The sequence below is a fragment of the Mesorhizobium sp. P2_F5 genome (genome assembly GCF_056403715.1).
Genome location: NZ_JBFUEY010000006.1, coordinates 1 through 17,319 on the forward strand (window position 1 = coordinate 1; position 17,319 = coordinate 17,319).

At 63.3% G+C, this 17,319-nt stretch carries 15 protein-coding genes and 1 tRNA gene; 12 read left to right on the forward strand and 4 right to left on the reverse strand.

Features of this window, described 5'->3' with window-relative positions; translation table 11 throughout:
- The coding region (locus AC1DYO_RS10625) for a hypothetical protein (protein ID WP_477262926.1) at window positions 1–359 on the forward strand (359 nt) is incomplete at its 5' end.
- 13 nt (window positions 360–372) lie between these two features.
- On the opposite strand, the gene rpoH is transcribed toward AC1DYO_RS10625, so the two are convergent.
- Together rpoH and AC1DYO_RS10635 are read right to left on the reverse strand one after the other, a co-directional pair.
- Window positions 373–1,284: an RNA polymerase sigma factor RpoH gene (gene rpoH, locus AC1DYO_RS10630; RefSeq protein WP_181058020.1), complete on the reverse strand. Its 912-nt coding sequence runs from the start codon at window positions 1,282–1,284 to the stop codon at window positions 373–375.
- Window positions 1,285–1,471: 187 nt separating this feature from the next.
- Window positions 1,472–2,512 (reverse strand): RluA family pseudouridine synthase, encoded by a 1,041-nt coding sequence (locus AC1DYO_RS10635; RefSeq protein WP_477262928.1) that lies wholly within the window; start codon window positions 2,510–2,512, stop codon window positions 1,472–1,474.
- Between the two features lie 26 nt (window positions 2,513–2,538).
- Here AC1DYO_RS10635 and AC1DYO_RS10640 point away from each other — a divergent pair, with 26 nt between their 5' ends.
- From AC1DYO_RS10640 to AC1DYO_RS10665, 6 genes are all read left to right on the forward strand, one after another.
- Window positions 2,539–2,919, forward strand: a complete 381-nt coding sequence (locus AC1DYO_RS10640) for a fimbrial protein (protein WP_477262930.1) — start codon at window positions 2,539–2,541, stop codon at window positions 2,917–2,919.
- Window positions 2,920–2,933: 14 nt separating this feature from the next.
- The gene (locus tag AC1DYO_RS10645; protein WP_477262932.1) at window positions 2,934–3,347 is read left to right on the forward strand and encodes a VOC family protein; all 414 of its coding nucleotides are present in this window, start codon (window positions 2,934–2,936) and stop codon (window positions 3,345–3,347) included.
- 84 nt (window positions 3,348–3,431) lie between these two features.
- A tRNA-Glu gene (locus AC1DYO_RS10650) sits at window positions 3,432–3,506 on the forward strand.
- Window positions 3,507–4,190: 684 nt separating this feature from the next.
- Window positions 4,191–4,772, forward strand: a complete 582-nt coding sequence (locus AC1DYO_RS10655; protein ID WP_477262934.1) for a VOC family protein — start codon at window positions 4,191–4,193, stop codon at window positions 4,770–4,772.
- Window positions 4,773–4,797: 25 nt separating this feature from the next.
- On the forward strand, window positions 4,798–5,667 hold the full coding sequence (locus AC1DYO_RS10660) for a glutathione S-transferase family protein (RefSeq protein WP_477262936.1): 870 nt from the start codon (window positions 4,798–4,800) through the stop codon (window positions 5,665–5,667).
- Window positions 5,668–5,899: 232 nt separating this feature from the next.
- Window positions 5,900–6,268 carry a hypothetical protein gene (locus AC1DYO_RS10665; protein WP_477262938.1) on the forward strand — a complete coding sequence of 123 codons (369 nt, stop codon included), beginning with the start codon at window positions 5,900–5,902 and terminating at the stop codon, window positions 6,266–6,268.
- Between the two features lie 110 nt (window positions 6,269–6,378).
- On the opposite strand, the gene AC1DYO_RS10670 is transcribed toward AC1DYO_RS10665, so the two are convergent.
- Window positions 6,379–6,594, reverse strand: a complete 216-nt coding sequence (locus AC1DYO_RS10670; protein WP_142869957.1) for a hypothetical protein — start codon at window positions 6,592–6,594, stop codon at window positions 6,379–6,381.
- A gap of 292 nt (window positions 6,595–6,886) precedes the next feature.
- On the opposite strand from AC1DYO_RS10670, the gene AC1DYO_RS10675 reads away from it, so the two are divergent.
- Window positions 6,887–7,795 carry a DUF2865 domain-containing protein gene (locus AC1DYO_RS10675; RefSeq protein WP_477262940.1) on the forward strand — a complete coding sequence of 303 codons (909 nt, stop codon included), beginning with the start codon at window positions 6,887–6,889 and terminating at the stop codon, window positions 7,793–7,795.
- Window positions 7,796–7,812: 17 nt separating this feature from the next.
- Here AC1DYO_RS10675 and AC1DYO_RS10680 read toward each other — a convergent pair whose 3' ends face one another.
- Window positions 7,813–8,169: a hypothetical protein gene (locus tag AC1DYO_RS10680; protein WP_477262942.1), complete on the reverse strand. Its 357-nt coding sequence runs from the start codon at window positions 8,167–8,169 to the stop codon at window positions 7,813–7,815.
- 190 nt (window positions 8,170–8,359) lie between these two features.
- On the opposite strand from AC1DYO_RS10680, the gene AC1DYO_RS10685 reads away from it, so the two are divergent.
- The 4 genes from AC1DYO_RS10685 (at window position 8,360) to pstA (ending at window position 17,306) form a co-directional block, all read left to right on the forward strand.
- Window positions 8,360–12,916, forward strand: coding sequence for a PAS domain-containing protein (locus tag AC1DYO_RS10685; protein WP_477262944.1), 4,557 nt, complete (start codon window positions 8,360–8,362; stop codon window positions 12,914–12,916).
- A 494-nt stretch (window positions 12,917–13,410) separates the two neighbouring features.
- Entirely contained in the window at window positions 13,411–14,439 is a 1,029-nt protein-coding gene (locus tag AC1DYO_RS10690; protein ID WP_477262946.1) for a substrate-binding domain-containing protein, read from the forward strand.
- Between the two features lie 96 nt (window positions 14,440–14,535).
- Window positions 14,536–15,993: a phosphate ABC transporter permease subunit PstC gene (pstC, locus tag AC1DYO_RS10695; protein ID WP_477262948.1), complete on the forward strand. Its 1,458-nt coding sequence runs from the start codon at window positions 14,536–14,538 to the stop codon at window positions 15,991–15,993.
- Entirely contained in the window at window positions 15,990–17,306 is a 1,317-nt protein-coding gene (pstA, locus tag AC1DYO_RS10700) for a phosphate ABC transporter permease PstA (protein WP_477262950.1), read from the forward strand. Before pstC ends, pstA begins: the two co-directional genes overlap by 4 nt.
- The last annotated feature ends 13 nt before the right edge of the window (window positions 17,307–17,319 follow it).

Sequence of the window (17,319 nt, forward strand, 5' to 3'; positions counted from 1 at the left end):
GGCATCATCGACACAAGGCGTATGAAGCTTGTCCGCCGCAGCGCCGCGCCAATCAAACCGCTTGGCGCTGCGACGGACGCATAGGGGGAGAAGTGTTACCTATGTATCCGGTTCAAAGTGTTACCCATCTATCGGCTGGACACCGGCAGCCGGATGAGGGGCAGCGCCGACGTTTTCGTGGTGATCACGCCGATGATTGCCGCGCCGGCAAACTCGCCGTCTCGGCGCTGCCCCTCATTGTCCTGCCGGACATTTCTCCCCGTATAGTGACGGGGAGAAAGAGGCTGTCTCTTCGGTTTCGCCAGCTTCTGGCACAAAAAAGGCGGCGCCAGTTTCCTGGCGCCGCCTTTGTTTCGTAACCGAACCTGACTTTTAAGCCGCGGGCTGCGCCTCAATCGTGCGCAGGGCCTGCATCTGGCGCTTGGCGGCGGCCTTGACCGCGTCCTGCACCTTTTCGAAGGCGCGCACCTCGATCTGGCGCACGCGCTCGCGGCTGATGTCGAACTCGGCCGACAGCTCTTCCAGGGTCAGCGGCTCTTCGGCGAGGCGACGGGCCTCGAAGATGCGCCGTTCACGATCGTTGAGCACGGCAAGAGCGCCCGACAGCATGCCGCGCCGGTTTTCCAGCTCGTCCTGCTCGATCAGCATCTCTTCCTGGCTTTCGTGGTCGTCGACCAGCCAGTCCTGCCATTCGCCGGATTCACCTTCGCTGGCGCGGATCGGCGCGTTGAGCGAAGCGTCGCCCGACAGGCGGCGGTTCATCGACACGACTTCGGCTTCGGAGACGTTCAGCCTAGTGGCGATCTCGGCGATCTGATCGGGCTTGAGGTCGCCATCGTCGAGCGCCTGGATCTTGCCCTTCACCTTGCGCAGGTTGAAGAACAGGCGCTTCTGATTGGCGGTCGTGCCCATCTTGACCAGGCTCCACGAGCGCAGGATGTATTCCTGGATCGAGGCCTTGATCCACCACATGGCGTATGTCGCGAGGCGGAAGCCACGCTCGGGTTCGAATTTCTTGACGGCCTGCATCAGGCCGACATTGCCTTCCGAGATCACTTCGCCGATCGGCAGGCCGTAGCCGCGATAGCCCATGGCGATCTTGGCGACGAGCCGAAGATGGCTGGTGACGAGCTTGTGCGCGGCGGAAGTGTCTTCATGCTCGGCGTAACGCTTGGCGAGCATGTACTCTTCCTGCGGCTGAAGCATGGGAAAGCGGCGGATTTCTTCCAGGTAGCGGCTGAGGCCGCCTTCGCCGGAAACGATACTGGGTAATGACTGGGCCATGATAGCGCCCCCTCTCTATTGGAGTGATGCCCCCGAAACGCGGCAGGCATGTGACGCGAGCACCAAAGGCTCGCCCGCGACAGCTGATTTATACAGGAACAAAACCAGAAAAGACAGGCATTTGTTCAACACGAAACAGTGTGTCACGCCAAAGTGAACAATGCCGCTCAGGTTTTAGCTGGCCGGTTCAGAGCTTGCGAAAGCCGCCGACGAGTTCCTCCATGTCCCCCGGTATCGGCGCCTCGAACCTCATCGGTAAATGGGTAGTCGGGTGTCGAAATGCAAGGAGCCAGGCATGCAAAGCCTGGCGGGAAAATGCCTTGACCTGACCTTTCAACGGTTCCGGCAGCCGGTTGGCCTTGGTGCGGAAGGCCTGGCCATAGTCGGGGTCGCCGACGACGGGATGGCCGATATGGGCCATATGGACGCGAATCTGGTGGGTGCGGCCGGTTTCCAACCGGCATTCGACCAGACTGGCGGCGGCGAACGCCTGCTGGTCCTCGCCAAAACGCTCCTTGACGGCAAAATGAGTGACGGCGTGACGGGCGTCGTCGCGGCCTTCCGGCACCACGGCGCGGCGCACGCGGTCGGCGGCGCGGCCAAGCGGCGCGTCGACCGTTCCCGTCGGCCGCGGCGGGATGCCCCAGACCAGCGCCAGATAGGCGCGTTCGAGCTCGCCGGTGCGGCCATGGTCGGCAAAGGCCTCCGACAGCGCCTTGTGGGCGCGGTCGGTCTTGGCCACCACCATGACGCCGCTGGTTTCCTTGTCGAGGCGATGGACGATGCCCGGCCGCCTGACGCCGCCAATGCCCGAAAGACTGTCGCCGCAATGATGGATCAGCGCGTTGACCAGCGTGCCGGTCCAGTTGCCGGCGCCGGGATGGACGACGAGGCCGGCCGGTTTGTTGATGACGATCAACTCGTCGTCCTCGTAGAGCACGTCGAGCGTGATGTTCTCGCCTTGCGGCTCGGCCGGCTCCGGTTCGGGCATTAGAACCGCTACACGCTCGCCCGCGACCATCTTGCGCTTGGTCTCGTCGATCGGCTTGCCATCGATAGAAACGGCACCTTGCCGGATCAGCATCTGCACCCGGCTGCGCGACATATCGGGGCCAAGGGCGGCCGCCAGCCACTGGTCGAGGCGCTGGCCGGCCGCTTCCGCGCCGGCTTCGAGCACGGTTGGCGGCGCCTCTATGAATTGTCTGGTCTCTTCGTTATGAGCGCTCATCGAAAAAAGTTCCGGAAAGTTCTGCCATGGCCCGGCCCGTTGCCGATGAAGAAGAAAAGCCGCTCGATCCCGAGATCGAAAAGGTGCGCGGCAGGCTCATCCGCTTCATGGCCATCAATCTCGGCCTGCTTTTGCTGGCCCTTATGGTGGTGATCGCGGCCATTGTCTACAAATCGCGCAAAGCGCCGCCCATGAACCCGCCGCTGGCCAACGACATTCCAGTACCGCCCGGCGAGGCGCTCACGGCCGACATCGTGCTGCCGGTGGGAGCCAAGGTGATCAGCCAGGCGCTGTCGGGCAATCGCATTTCAATCGACGCCGAGCTCAGCGACGGCAGTCGTGCCATTTTCATCTACGACATCGCCGAGCGCCGTATCATCGGCCGCTTTGCGATTCGTAATAAATGAGTGGGCCGCAACAAATGACCGGGTTTGCCGAAAGCCGTCGCATTGCCACCGTCACGCTGGTCGTCGCCGATTATGACGAGGCGATTGCCTGGTACGTCGGCAAGCTTGGCTTTGCGCTCTGCGACGACATCGATCTCGGCGACGGCAAGCGCTGGGTGACGGTGACGCCGGCCAACGGGCAGGGCGTGAGGCTGCTTCTCGCCGAAGCTGACGGCGAGACGCAACAGAAGAGCATCGGCAACCAGACCGGCGGCCGCGTCTTCCTGTTCCTCGAAACCGACGATTTTGCCCGCGACCACAAGGCAATGCTGGAAAAGGGCGTCGACTTTCGCGAAGCGCCGCGCTTCGAGCCTTACGGCACGGTGGCGGTGTTCGCCGATTTGTATGGCAATCTGTGGGACCTGATCCAGCCGAAACGTCAGGTCTGAGCGGCCAATTCAGCCGTTCGTCCAAACCGCTCAAAGGCCGGTTGCTTTTTCCCAAGCGTCAGCCTATATCGCCGGTTCTTGAACGCGCCCATCGTCTAGCGGTCAGGACACCGCCCTCTCACGGCGGGAACAGGGGTTCGATTCCCCTTGGGCGTACCAAACAACGGCTGGGCCGTTTCTTCCCTCCACAATTTCAGACAAGCTGCCACGCGGATCGCGTTCGACCGCGACGGTCGGCGTCATCGGCGAAACCGGCTAGTCCGTGCACCCGAATACACCCAATTTAAGTCAGGCCGCGACGCTTGAAAGCGTAGCAATCTCTGTTACTTGCGGTGCGGGGGCAGCATCTGCGGCAACGCGGATTTGGGTCGGGTAAAGCAGGTAATGAGCTCGGTGACAATGACATGCCCGCACTGCCACGGCAGCGGGAAGGTTTTCGATTGCTCCAGATGGCATGCGTCAAAAGGACATTGCTGCCCGCAAGGGACGCATCGGTCCGGCTGCCCGGGGCAGACCATGGCATGCGCCGAATGCGCGGGCCTCGGCACATTGGCGCAGGCTGAGTTCAGAGCTGTCGCTTAGCGAATATCCTGCAACCTTAAGCCTTTTTCACCATCGAGCGCCCGCAGGCTCTGCGAGCTTCTGGCGCGTCGCTGCCAATTGCACTAGCATCATTGTGCGAAGCCTTGCCAAGGGCTCGTTACGGCGCGCAGAACGCCGGGGAGCAGATAGGGAAAAGCCGCCAGGCATGCACATCCGCCGCGCGCATGGCGTGCGGCGATGGTATGATTTGGCAGGATCCAAGCTCGCCCTGGAAGGCGATGGGTCGGCGAGGAGAGACCGATGCAGAAACTGCAATCGCAGGGCGTCCATCACGTCACGCTCGTTGGTGCCGGTCGCCAGACCTCGATCGATTTCTGGGAAGGCGTGCTCGGCATGCCGTTCATCTTCGAGCAGCCCAATCTGGACAAGGCGAGCGAAAGCCATCTCTATTTCGATCCCGGCGACGGAAGGCTGATCACCATCTTTACCGATGAGAGCCGCACGCCGGTGAAGCGGCGCACGCCGACCGATATGGGCTGTGTGCATCACATCGCCTTTTCGGTGTCGCGCGTCACCTTCCTGCAGGCAGTCGCCCGGCTCGACGAGCGAGGCATCAAGCACAGCGGCGTCAAGGATCGCGGCTTCATGGACTCGATCTATTTCGAGGATCCGCTCGGCCTGTTGATCGAGCTCGCGTCTTACCGCTTCGAGCCGCCGGCGGGGTTCACCCATGCCGATGTGCTGATGCAGGCGCATAAGCTGCGCGTCGCGCGCGGCGACTACAACATTGCCGAAGTGCACCTTGCCGACGCGATCCAGGCGTTGGTGGAGAGTTCCCGCGCGACCTTGTCGGACGACCGGGCACCGAAGAATCCATACTGACGGCCACAAAAAGGGGAGGACCACAATGGCAAAGACAGTGAAGAGTGCGAAGAAGCCGGCGGCAAAAGCCGCCGCCAAGCCTGCGGCGAAGGCATCCGCAAAGGCCTCACCCAAGGCAGCCGCAAAGCCGGCCGCGAAAGCAGCGGCAAAGCCGGCAGCCAAAAAGTCGGCGCCGAAGGCCAAGGCGACGAAGAAGCCGGCGCTGAAGCTCAGCATGCTGAAGCCGAGCGTCAACAACATGACCGTTCGGGTGTTTGCCCGTGCGGCCGGCTTCGACGCCGCCGAGACCGATGCCTGGGGCCACACGCGATCGCCCGAATACATGGCGCGCAATCCGGCGCATCTGACACCGATGATCGAGGACAAAGGTCTCCCCAGAGGCGTGCTGTGGGAGAGCTGCGCCATCATGCAGTATCTCGCCAACAAGCATGGGCTGGAGAAATTCTATCCCAAGGCGCCGGCCAAGCGGGCGATGGTCGACAGCGCCATGTTCTACCTGATCGGCACGCTCTACCCCTATGTGGCGCGCGCCACCTATCCGGCGCTGGGTTTCCCGCACTATGCCGGCGAGGTTGGCCACAGCGACGCCCATCCGGACAAGAAGTCCGAGGCGCAGAAGGCGGCGATGGCGGCAATTGCCGAGCCGCTGGAGGTGTTCCACTCCTTCTTCAGGGACGGCAAGCCGTTCATCGGCGGCAAGCACCCGTCGATCGCCGACATCCGCCTGGCATCGACACTCGAATTCCTGGCCGTCATCGACTACGCGCTGCCCAAATGGGCCAAGGAGTACATGGCGGCGATCGAAAAGAAGCTCGGCAAGGCCTATGCCGAGCCGGCCGGTGATGTCAGAGGCTACATCGCCTATGTGAAATCACAGGCCAGCGCGCAAAGCTAAGGATTCGTTAACCAAAGCCCTGTCTATTGAGGGCAATCCACCCCGCGACCACGGATGTACTGGCGCCGAAGTGGAAGGAAAGGTCGGCGCAATGCCGGCCTTTTTTGCTTTTGCCGATGCGCCATAAGACGCGTCCCCGCCCTCTGCCATAAAGTCTGACATCAGGCATATTGCCATTGCCGGCTTCGACCCTACCATCATGCTTGGCGGCCGAGGTACGAGGAGTTTTGCGATGAAAGGTGTGGCGAGATTGTTTGCGGTTGCCGGCGTTGTGTTGACCGGAGGCTACCCGTCCAATGCCGCCCCGCTCGATACCATGGGCGAGGTCGGCAATGCGATCCAGGCGTGCTGGACGCCGCCGGCCGATGCTGGAAATGGAAGCGTCACCTTGAGCTTCAGCTTCAAGCGCGACGGCACGCTGATCGGCCCGCCGAAACCGACGGCGATCAAGGTCGATGGCGACGCCAATGCCAAGAAGTCGTTCGTCGACGCCGCGGCCACGGCTCTGCAGAAATGTCTGCCGCTGACCTTCTCGCCCAAGCTCGCACAAGGCGTAGCTGGCAATATCTTCACCATGCAGTTCGCCTCGCCGAAGCAATAAGCGAGCGGTAGAGCGTTTCACCGTTTCACAGAAACGGCGACCCGCTCTCTCGTTGTTTTGACGCAATTCCGGACGAAAAACCGCTCACACTTTTCCTGGAATTGCTCTGATCAGTTGTGCCGGCGCCTTATGTCGACATGCCGTTGCAGGTCTGGTGTCTCGAAGACGTAGTCGGCCCACGCCGATTCGGGAATCTGGCCCGCGAGATAGCATTCCAGCAGCAGGCTCTGCTCGGGATCGAGCGCCCTTGGCGCCCGTTCATGGTCCAGCCCCAGCGAGTGGAACAGGTTCCTGGTCAGGCCAGAGACAGTGAAGTGAATAGACATCTTCGGTCTCCTTTGTCCGACACAACGCGAGACAGCGGAGAAAGGTTTCAACCGCAAGGGCCGATAACGCGGGATTGATCGGGCTGCGGCCCAGCCATCGCCGACGCCCGGCTTCGTCTCAATCTTGAAACAAAAGTGTAATAGCGAGTTTACAGCATTCGGCATAATACACTTGGCGTAAATACATGGCCGTTGCTGGCTTCCTCTTAATTAGACTTGCCTCATGTATTGAGGCTCAATCGGCTGGAGCGGCTATCGGCTCCACAGGGTACAAGGACCAGGGGCGCCGATGATGCGTTTGTGGCTAGTCGTGATCTTCGCCCTGGTGTCGATGACGGCAAGTGCCGTGGGGATTTCGGCTTCCCTTGCCGATCCATGTGCCGCGCTCAGGAGCCAGATGGCATCGTCCGGCCGCAGCGGCGGGATCAGCCCCGAACTTGCGCAGCTGCGCCGCCAGCTCGCGGCGATCCAGGGCCTGGAGAGGCAACGCCGCTGCACGGCGCAAAGCGCGACGGGCGGCTTCTTCAACGCTTGCGCCGACCTCGCCAAAAGCCGCACCCAGGTGCAACGCCAGATCGCCGGCGCCGCGATTTCGGGCCGGGATACGTCCGGGCTGCAGGCCAGGCTCGTCGCGCTCGGCTGCGCGCCCGCCGCCGAGCAACAGAAACAGCGTCCGGCGGGCACCATGATCGGCAACAATTCGATGCTGTTTTGCGTTCGCCTGTCCGACGGTTATTTCTTCCCGGCGCCGAAGTCGCAGTTCGTGCAAGGCGACGATGTCAAGGAGATGGTCGATCAGTGCCGCTACATCTGCGACGATGCCGGCGTCGACCTGTACACGCTCGGCGACCCAAGCCTTGAAACCGAAGAGATGGTCGCGCTCGGTACGCGCAAACCCTACAAGGATCTGCCAGCGGCCTTCAAATACCGCGACGATGCGACTTTCCGGGCATGTGACGTCAAGCGCTACTCCAGGCGTGTCGCCGAGCTGAGAGCGCGCACGGTGACCCCGGCCAATATGAGCAACGCCATCATTCCCCTGCCGTCCGCAAAGCCGGATCTCGGTACCGTTGCGCAAATCCCCCGGACCGACGCCGATGCCCCGGAGGCCAGCGGCGCTGCCCAGCAGCAGTCGGTCGAGTCGTTGGCCGGCGAGCGGCCAGTCAGGATGGTCGGGCCGGCTTTCTTCCCGTTGGAGTAACCTGCGCCTAGTGCCAGCTATTCGCAGACCATCTTGTAGCGTTTGCCGGGTTCGCTGACATTCTTGCAGGTGAGCGGGTTGGCCGGTTCGGAAGCCATGCTGGGCGGGCTGGACCTGACGTGCCTTCTTGGCGCAGCAATCTTTGTCGTCTGCCTGCGTGCCGCTGGCCGGTACGGCTCCTGCGGCGGCGGTGTCGGAAACACGCCTGCTGCCGCCTGCATCCGGCTGGCCTCGGTCTGCGACGGATCGCGATCCCAGACTCGCCTGATATCGAGCGGCCTCGGGATCACCACCGTGCCGTCATAGCTGCGCGCGCAGCCGCTGCTCGCAAGCAGCGCCAGGCACAGGAAACAAGGCACGATCCAACCAGTCATCAGCAACACCCCCTGCCGACTTATAGCCCGGCCGGGGTTCCGCCGACAACCGGCGGAATACCGCAGGGCAATGTGGGCTCTGGCCGCAGTCTGGATGCGTTATGGTTAGCGGATCATTAATGCTTCTCGGGCACATTCCGCCGGCGAGCCGCTGAGGGGGTTCGGCCTTGGCTTTCGGGGTGGGAACGGGATGGCTGACGGGACTGTTGGAACACGCGGCGGACGCGGTTCCCGAAAAGGGGCTGTGAACGGCGAGGATACGTCCGTCGGGGCTTCACCCGAAGCGCTGCGCCAACTGGTCGAGGCCGGTGCTGACTGGGTCTGGGAGACCGACGCCGAACTGCGCTTTTCCTGGCTTTCGGAACATTACCAAGCCGCCACCGGCGTCGATCCCGCCAGCATTCTTGGCCGCTTCCGCTTCGATTTCCTCAAGCAGATGGTGCATGGCAATCGGCACGCCGCCGCGCATCTGGAGGATCTGCAGGCGCATCGGCCGTTTCGTGACTTCGTCTATGAATTGAAAGGTGGCCGCCCCGGCTGCCGCTGGGTTTCGATCACCGGCTCCCCACGTTTCGACGGCGAGGGCGAGTTTACCGGCTACCGCGGCATTGGCCGCAATGTCACGGCGCTGGCCGGTACGCTGGACGACCTTCGGCAGGTGGCGCCGGCCGCAGGCGAGAGCACGCAGCATCTCGCCGACCTCGAGCGGACCATGGATGCCATGCATATGGGCGTCGTGCTGCTCGACGCCAAGCTCGACACGCTTATTGTCAACAAGGCCTATCGCGACCTATCGAGGATTCCCGACGGCGCCGTCACCATCGGCGCGCCGTTCAGCCTGCTGATGGAGCTCAACCGCCGCAACGGCATCTATGGCGATCTCGAAGAACAGCAGTGGCAGCATTACCTCGCCACCCGCATCGAGGAGATCCGCGCCGGCTCGGTTGCGCCGCGCGAGTTCACCCACGCCAACGGCCGCACGATGATGTTCTCGGTGACGGCGCTGTCCGGCGGCAAGCGGCTGTTGACCTATTACGACGTCACCGAGCTGACGCTTCGCGACGCCGCGATCGAAAGCGCCAACGCCAGGACCGCCGAGACCTTCGCCAATCTGCGCACCATGGTCGACCAGATGCCGATCGGCGTCGTCGTCGTCGATCAGGAATTGCGCGCCGAAGTGATCAATCGCGCCTTCTACGATTTCTGGCAGATCGATGCCAGGCAGGCCGGCATCGGCTGCAGCTTCCACGCGCTGATGGAGGCCAGCCGTGGCGTCGATTCGTTTGGGCAGGACGAAGCGGCCTGGCAACAGCACATTGCCGAGCGCGAGGCGGAGATCCGCGCCGGCATTGCCGGATCGCGGCAGTTGCCGCGCAATGACGGCCGCACCCTGATCTGCTCCACGGCGCCGCTCGCCGGCGGCAAAAGGCTGATCTCCTATGTCGATGTAACCGACATGAAGGACCGCGAGGCCGAGCTCGCCGAGGCGCTCGAGAAATCACGGCTGGCCGAGGCGGTGATCAACGCCGTCGAGGACCCGATCTTCGTCAAGGACGACAATCTGCGCTTCGTCTTCGTCAACGAGGCATTCTCGGCGCTGTTCGGACAGACGCCGCAAGCGATGCTGGGCCGGCCCGGCGGCGACTTCATGCCGGGGAAGGACGCCGCGCTGTTCGAAGACAGCGAACGCGCCGTGCTGGCGACCGGCACGCCTTACGAGGTGGAGGAGAATTTCGAGGTCGAGGGCGCCAGGCGCTCGCGCATCGTGCGCAAGAACCGCGTCGGCATGCCAAGCGGCCGCAACTATGTCGCCGGGTTCCTGTTCGACATCTCCGACATGAAGCGCCGCGAGACGGAAGCCGAGGACGCCCGCAAGAACCTCGCCACGGTGCTGGAATCGCTGCCCGCCGCCGTCATCATCTACGACCGCGACGACAAGTTCGTCTTCGCCAACCGCAAGCTGCAGGACACGCTGCCGGCGCTGGTTCCGGCATGGCAGCCCGGCAGCAGCTTCCGCGATGCGCTGGAACTGGGGCATTCGGTCGGCTATTTCCGATCGAGCGGCGATCCGGAGATCGACAGACTCTATGATGGCGACCGCGACGTCTGGCTCAACGCCATCCTCGCCCGCTACCACTTGCCGAACTCCTCCTATGAACGGCGCAATCCGGACGGCCGCTGGTACCAGGTCTACGATATGCGCACCGAGGACGGCACTTTCATCGGCGTGCGCGTCGACATTTCCGACATCAAGAGCCGCGAAAAGGCGCTGCAGGATTCGATGCGCCAGATCGACCTGTTCCGCCACGTCATGGACGAGTTGCCGGTCGCCGCCTTCATCAAGGCGCAGGATCTCAGCATCGAATTCGTCAACAAGGCCTGGTGCGCGATGACCGGCATCGCCAAGGAAGATGTCATCGGCCGCACCGACCGCCAGCTGTTCGGCGCCGACGATGCCGAGAGCTACAGCCATGACGACACCGAGGTCGTTGTCACCGGCAGCGTCAAGGAGATCGAGGAACCCGTCACCCACCGCGACGGCACCGTGCGGCAATTGATGACGCGCAAGAGCCGGCTGGTGGCGCTCGACGGGTCGGTGCATCTGGTCGGCTCCAGCACCGACATCACCGAGGTCAAGGCGCGTGAGCAGGCGCTGGAAGAAAGCATGCGCGAGAACGAGGTGTTCCGCAATCTCATCGACAACGTGCCGGTGTCGATCTACGCCAAGCGCTCGGACCTGCGCCAGTTCTACGTCAACAAGGGCTGGTGCGACCTTACCGGCCTCAGCAAGGAGGAGGCGATCGGCAAGACCGACGTCGAGATCTTCGGCGCGGACGGTGAGGCCTTCGTCGCCGGTGATATGGCCGTGCTGCGCACCGGAGAGACCCAGGAGATCGAAGAGACGGTGACGCTTGCCGACGGCAATGTGCGCCACCAGTTCGCGCGCAAGGGCGCGATGATCGCCTCCGACGGTTCGCTCTATCTAATCGGATCGACCACCGACATCACCGAATTGAAGATGCGTGAGGCCGAGCTGCGTGAGGCGCGCCAGCGCGCCGTCCTCGCCGACCGCGCCAAGTCGGAATTCCTGGCCAATATGAGCCACGAAATCCGCACCCCGATGAACGGCGTGCTCGGCATGGCCGAGCTGCTCGCCAAATCCGACCTCGACCCCAAGCAGAAGACGTTCACCGACATCATCGTCAAATCGGGCAACGCGCTTTTGACCATCATCAACGACATATTGGATTTCTCCAAGATCGATGCCGGCCAGCTCGTGCTCGACCCGGCGCCCTTCAACCTGCCCGAGGCGATCGAGGATGTGGCGACGCTGGTGTCGACACGCGCCAAGGAGAAGGATCTCGAACTGATCGTGCGCGTCGAGCCGGGCCTGGAAAGCCTGTTCATCGGCGATGTCGGCCGCTTCAGGCAGATCGTCACCAATCTGCTCGGCAATGCGGTGAAGTTTACCGACGAAGGCCATGTGCTGGTCGATGTCACGGGGACAAGGGTTGCGGCCGGAACCAGGCTCACCATCTCGGTTACCGACACCGGCATCGGTATTCCGGAGGAGAAGCTGAAGGCCGTCTTCGAAAAGTTCAACCAGGTCGATACCTCGTCGACCAGGCGCCATGAAGGCACCGGCCTCGGCCTTGCCATCACTTCGCGGCTGGTCGAGCTGATGGAAGGTGAGATCGGCGTCGAAAGTGCCGAGGGCAAGGGCTCGACCTTCTGGTTCACCGTTACACTGCCCAGGGCCGGCCAGCAGGGCGGACGCCGGATCATGCCGGTCGACGTCACCGGCGCGCGGGTGCTGATCGTCGACGACAACGCCGTCAACCGCTCGATCCTGACCGAGCAGATGGTGTCGTGGACGTTCGATTCCTGCGCCGCCGAAAGCGGTGCGGAAGGGCTGAAGGTGCTGGTCGCCGCGGCTGCCTATGGCGTGCCTGTCGACTGCCTCGTGCTCGACTACCAGATGCCGGGCATGAGCGGCGCCGAAATGGCGCGCATCGTGCGCAACACCGCAGGGCTGGCCGACACGCCGATCATCATGCTGACCTCGGTCGACCAGTCGCTCGCCAACACCAGCTACCGCGACCTCGGCATCGACGCACAGCTGATCAAGCCGGCGCGCTCCTCGGTGTTGCTGGAGACGTTGGTCGCGACCATCCAGCGCCATCGCCACGGCACGGCAGGTGGCGATGGGGAACACGCGGCAAGCGACAGCTCCGGCCAGGCGACGGTGCAGCCGGTGTCGGCGCCGCCGGCACGGGCCGCATCCGAGCGGGCCCAGCTGCATCCGCCGCCGGTGCGCGCCCGCGCCCGGGCAGGCGGCAACGAACGCGGGCTCGACATCCTCGTTGCCGAGGACAATGAGGTGAACCAGATGGTGTTCACCCAGATCCTTGGTGAAACCGGCTATAGCTTCGAGATCGTCGGCAACGGCCGCAAGGCGCTCGACGCTTTCGGCCGGCTCAATCCGCGCATGATCCTGATGGACGTCTCGATGCCGGAGATGAACGGGCTCGAAGCCACGGCCGCGATTCGCCGGCTGGAGGAAGAGAGCGGCACGCATATCCCGATCGTCGGCGTCACCGCGCATGCCTTGAAGGGCGATCGCGAGCGTTGCCTGGAAGCCGGCATGGACGACTATCTGCCCAAGCCGATCAGCCCCAAGGCACTGCTCGAAAAGGTCGAACGTTGGGTCGGCATATCAGGCGAGGCCCAACGAGACGCCGGCTAGCTGATATCAGCGCCGGGATTCGGCGGCGCCGCGAGGTCCAGGGATATGGTGCGATCGCACCATATCAAAGCTTGCGCCCAGTCGGGAAAATGGCGGCAACGAAACCGCTCATTCAGTTACGGGCGGGAGCAAGCGACCGCCGACAAAGAAACAGCGTCGAAATCTACCCCAACGGACCTGTTTTTGGCGATGGCTCGGCCAAGATACGCTCTGGCCTCGGGCAACGCGCTCCCGTCCGGTTTTTCTTTCTCGGCATCGCGACCCGCGATCCGCCGGGACAAATGCCGGCGCAAAATCCCGCAAGCTTATGATTCCAGCGGCAAACTGCGGCTCTCCAGGAGAGGCCGGCCGGCTGCGGTTTTCAGTGCGTCCATCCGACGTTACCGGGCTGACACGAAACTGTCATGCGACTGTAATAATCGAAGGCTATGGCCTCAGCGGGCGCCGGCTGAAGAGGGCGCCGAGAGACCATATTCCGAACAGGAGCAGGCCACATGAAGAAATTCCTCGTTACGGCATCGGCCGTGGCGGTAGCGTTCGCCGCATCGTCGGGTGTCGCCGCCGCGCGTGACCAGATCCAGGTCGCCGGTTCGTCGACCGTGCTACCTTACGCCAAGATCGTCGCCGAGCAGTTCGGCGAAACCTTCACCAACTTCAAGACCCCGGTTGTCGAGTCCGGCGGCAGCGGCGCCGGCATCAAGGAATTCTGCAAGGGCGTCGGCGAAGACACCATCGACATCGCCAACTCCTCGCGTCCGATCAAGAAGGACGAACTGAAGTCCTGCGCCGACGCCGGCGTGAAGGAAGTCCAGGAAGTCCGCATCGGCTATGACGGCATCGTCTTCGCCACCGACATCAAGGGCCCGGATTGGGCGCTGGTTCCCGCCGACGTCTACAAGGCGCTCGCCGCCAAGCTGGTCGTTGACGGCAAGCTCGTCGACAATCCGAACACCAAGTGGAACCAGGTCAACCCGAAGCTGCCCGACTGGGATATCGCCGCCTACATCCCCGGTGAAAAGCACGGCACCCGCGAAGTGTTCGAGACCAGGCTGCTCGACGCCGGCTGCGACAAGGCCGCTCTCAAGGCCACCGGCATCGCCGACGACAAGGAAATCGGCAAGACCTGCATCGCGATCCGCAAGGACGGCAAGGCTGTCGACATCGACGGCGACTACACCGAGACGCTCGCCCGCATCGACTCCAACAAGACCGGCGTCGGTGTGTTCGGCCTCGCCTTCTACGAGAACAATGCCGACAAGCTGAAGGTCGCCACCGTGGAAGGCATCGTGCCTTCGACCGAGACGATCGCGACCGGCAAGTATCCGGTTTCGCGCCCGCTGTTCTTCTACGTCAAGAAGGCGCATCTCGGCGTCGTTCCCGGCCTCAAGGAATATGTCGAGTTCTTCCTTGACGACCAGATGATCGGCCCGGAAAGCCCGCTCGCCCAGTACGGCCTGGTTTCCGCTCCCGACGCCGAGCGTCAGGGCCAGCGCGACGCCTTCGCCGCTGGAAAGACGATGTAATCAACTGACTGGATCAGGGCGCGGACCAAATCCGCGCGCTGATTTCGCCGTTTGCCGCAACGGCGGCGGCGATCTGAACTTTCCCTGGGGTGGGTGATGTCGTCCTTGCTCGTACTCGCCATAGTCATTGCCATCGGCGTGGTCGCCTTTGTGATCGGCCGCCAGCGCGCCGCGGCGCAGGATGCCGGCAAGGTAAAGCCGCATTCGCGCGCCCATTATCACGGCTGGTGGGCCTTTCTGCTCGCCGTTCTGCCTGCCGTCCTGCTGCTTGCCGTCTGGGACATCGGCTCGTCCTTCTATCTTGACCGGCACATCCACGCCTCCCTGCCCGAGCGCACTGTCGACTCCAAGGTCGCCAGCGAAGCGCTCGACGTCAGCCTGGTGAAGAGCCTCGCCAAGGGCCTGCGCCGGCTCGATGCCGGTACGCTTCCCGCCACCTTCGCTGAATTGCAGCCGCTGCTCATCGCCAAGGGCGTGGCGCTGGCCAGCGATACCCAGGATTACATGATCCCGATCGCCGTCGAGGCGAACACGGTCCAGGACAGGTTCGGCTGGTTTGGCGCGGTACTTACGCTTGCGCTGTCGATCGCCGGCGCCTTCTATGCGCTGAGGCAGATCGCGCCGCGCGCCAGGGCGCGCAACAATGTCGAGAGGCTGATGCTGTGGGGGCTGCTTGCGGCGTCGACCATCGCCATCCTGACCACGGTCGGCATCGTGCTGTCGATGCTGTTCCAGACCATCACCTTCTTCGAAAGCGTGTCGCCGATGAGCTTCTTCTTCGGCACCGTGTGGGATCCGCGTTTCGCCGCCGCCGGCTCGGGCGGCAGCCAGGGCCAGTTCGGTCTGATCCCGCTTCTCGCCGGTACGCTGTACATTGCTGCCGTCGCCCTGGTGGTAGCCGTGCCGGTCGGGCTGATGTCGGCGGTCTACATGTCCGAATATGCCTCGCGCGGCGTGCGCTCGGTGGTCAAGCCGGCGCTGGAACTGCTGGCCGGCATCCCGACCATCGTCTACGGCATCTTCGCCGTGGTCACGCTCGGGCCGTTCCTGCGTGACCTGTCGGCGGCGCTCACCGGCGGCTCGCCCTTTATCCAGGGCCAGAGCATCTTCACCGCCGGCCTGGTGATGGGCGTCATGCTGATCCCGGTCGTGTCGTCGCTGTCCGACGACATCATCACCGCAGTGCCGCGCGCCATGCGTGACGGCTCGCTTGGCCTGGGTGCGACTCGCTCCGAGACGATCAAGCGAGTGATCCTGCCGGCGGCACTTCCCGGTATCGTCGGCGCCATCCTGTTGACGGCGTCGCGTGCCATCGGCGAGACGATGATCGTCGTGCTGGCAGCCGGCGTTGCCGCCAATCTCACCATCAACCCGTTCGAAGCGATGACCACCATCACCGTCAAGATCGTCAACCAGCTGACCGGCGACCTTGAGTTCAATTCGCCGCAGACGCTGGTCGCCTTCGCGCTTGGCCTGACGCTGTTCGCGCTGACGCTGGTGATGAACATCGTCGCCCTCTACATCGTGCGCAAGTACCGGGAGCAGTACGAATGACCGACATCCCCCTGGACACGATGGCGGGTGCTGTCGCCCGTCCGCGCCGCGACATCGGGCTGAAGGCGCGTTACGCCGCCGAACGCCGTTTCCGCATCTACGGCGTGATTGCGATCTCGGTCGGCCTGGCGTTCCTGGCCATCATGCTGATCACCATCGTCTCGAAGGGCTACACCGCCTTTTGGCAGACGACGGTGACGCTGCCGATCACCTTCGACGAGAAGGTCATCGATCCCTCGAACAAGCGCGCCACTGATCCGAATGTGCTGATCAAGGCGAACTATCCCAAGCTCGCCGAAAACGCGCTGGTGGCCAAGCTCGGTATCGATCCCGCCAACAAGCCGATGATGCTGAAGCTCAAGGGCTTCCTGTCGGAAGGCGCCCGCGTCCAACTGCGCGACATCGTCGCCGCCGATCCCGCGGTGATCGGAACGACGCGTGACGTCAACATCCTGGCCGCCGCCAATCTCGACTCCGCCTTCAAGGGCCAGATCGACCTCAGCGTCGATGAAGCGCGGCGCAAGGTGTCCAACCAGCAGATCGACTGGATGAACAAGCTTAGGGCGGACGGCGTGATGGCCGAGCATTTCAACACCGGCCTGTTCACCTATGGCGCTTCCAGCCGCCCGGAAACGTCGGGCATGGGCGTGGCCATCATCGGCTCGTTCTACATGATGGTGATCGTGCTGCTCTTGGCGCTGCCGATCGGCGTCGCCGCCTCCATTTATCTCGAGGAATTCGCCAAAAAGAACCGCTTCACCGACCTGATCGAAGTCAACATCAACAATCTGGCGGCGGTGCCGTCGATCGTTTTCGGCCTGCTCGGCCTTGCCGTGTTCATCAACTTCCTCGGAATGCCGCGCTCCGCTGCCTTCGTCGGCGGCCTGGTGCTGACCCTGATGACGCTGCCGACCATCATCATCGCCACGCGCGCCGCCCTTGCCGCGGTGCCGCCGTCGATCCGCTCGGCAGCGCTTGGGCTTGGCGCCTCGAAGATGCAGATGGTGTTCCAGCACATCCTGCCGCTTGCCGCTCCCGGCATCCTGACCGGAACCATCATCGGCCTGGCGCGTGCGCTGGGTGAGACGGCACCGCTGCTCCTAATCGGCATGGTCGCCTTCGTCGCCGACTATCCGAAGACGCCTTTCGATCCGGCGACCGCGCTGCCGGTGCAGATCTACATGTGGGCAAACGAGGCCGAACGCGCTTTTGTCGAGCGCATGTCCGGCGCCATCATCATCCTGCTCGTCTTCCTCATGGCCATGAACATCACCGCGATCGTGCTTCGACGCCGGTTCGAGCGGCGCTGGTAGAAAAAAGGCAATT

What these genes read in the sequence shown, in the direction of transcription:
- rpoH (WP_181058020.1), bottom strand. Translation starts at nt 1,284, where the DNA reads ATGGCCCAGTCATTACCCAGTATCGTTTCCGGCGAAGGCGGCCTCAGC.
- AC1DYO_RS10635 (WP_477262928.1), bottom strand. Translation starts at nt 2,512, where the DNA reads ATGAGCGCTCATAACGAAGAGACCAGACAATTCATAGAGGCGCCGCCA.
- AC1DYO_RS10640 (WP_477262930.1), top strand. Translation starts at nt 2,539, where the DNA reads ATGGCCCGGCCCGTTGCCGATGAAGAAGAAAAGCCGCTCGATCCCGAG.
- AC1DYO_RS10645 (WP_477262932.1), top strand. Translation starts at nt 2,934, where the DNA reads ATGACCGGGTTTGCCGAAAGCCGTCGCATTGCCACCGTCACGCTGGTC.
- AC1DYO_RS10655 (WP_477262934.1), top strand. Translation starts at nt 4,191, where the DNA reads ATGCAGAAACTGCAATCGCAGGGCGTCCATCACGTCACGCTCGTTGGT.
- AC1DYO_RS10660 (WP_477262936.1), top strand. Translation starts at nt 4,798, where the DNA reads ATGGCAAAGACAGTGAAGAGTGCGAAGAAGCCGGCGGCAAAAGCCGCC.
- AC1DYO_RS10665 (WP_477262938.1), top strand. Translation starts at nt 5,900, where the DNA reads ATGAAAGGTGTGGCGAGATTGTTTGCGGTTGCCGGCGTTGTGTTGACC.
- AC1DYO_RS10670 (WP_142869957.1), bottom strand. Translation starts at nt 6,594, where the DNA reads ATGTCTATTCACTTCACTGTCTCTGGCCTGACCAGGAACCTGTTCCAC.
- AC1DYO_RS10675 (WP_477262940.1), top strand. Translation starts at nt 6,887, where the DNA reads ATGCGTTTGTGGCTAGTCGTGATCTTCGCCCTGGTGTCGATGACGGCA.
- AC1DYO_RS10680 (WP_477262942.1), bottom strand. Translation starts at nt 8,169, where the DNA reads ATGACTGGTTGGATCGTGCCTTGTTTCCTGTGCCTGGCGCTGCTTGCG.
- AC1DYO_RS10685 (WP_477262944.1), top strand. Translation starts at nt 8,360, where the DNA reads ATGGCTGACGGGACTGTTGGAACACGCGGCGGACGCGGTTCCCGAAAA.
- AC1DYO_RS10690 (WP_477262946.1), top strand. Translation starts at nt 13,411, where the DNA reads ATGAAGAAATTCCTCGTTACGGCATCGGCCGTGGCGGTAGCGTTCGCC.
- pstC (WP_477262948.1), top strand. Translation starts at nt 14,536, where the DNA reads ATGTCGTCCTTGCTCGTACTCGCCATAGTCATTGCCATCGGCGTGGTC.
- pstA (WP_477262950.1), top strand. Translation starts at nt 15,990, where the DNA reads ATGACCGACATCCCCCTGGACACGATGGCGGGTGCTGTCGCCCGTCCG.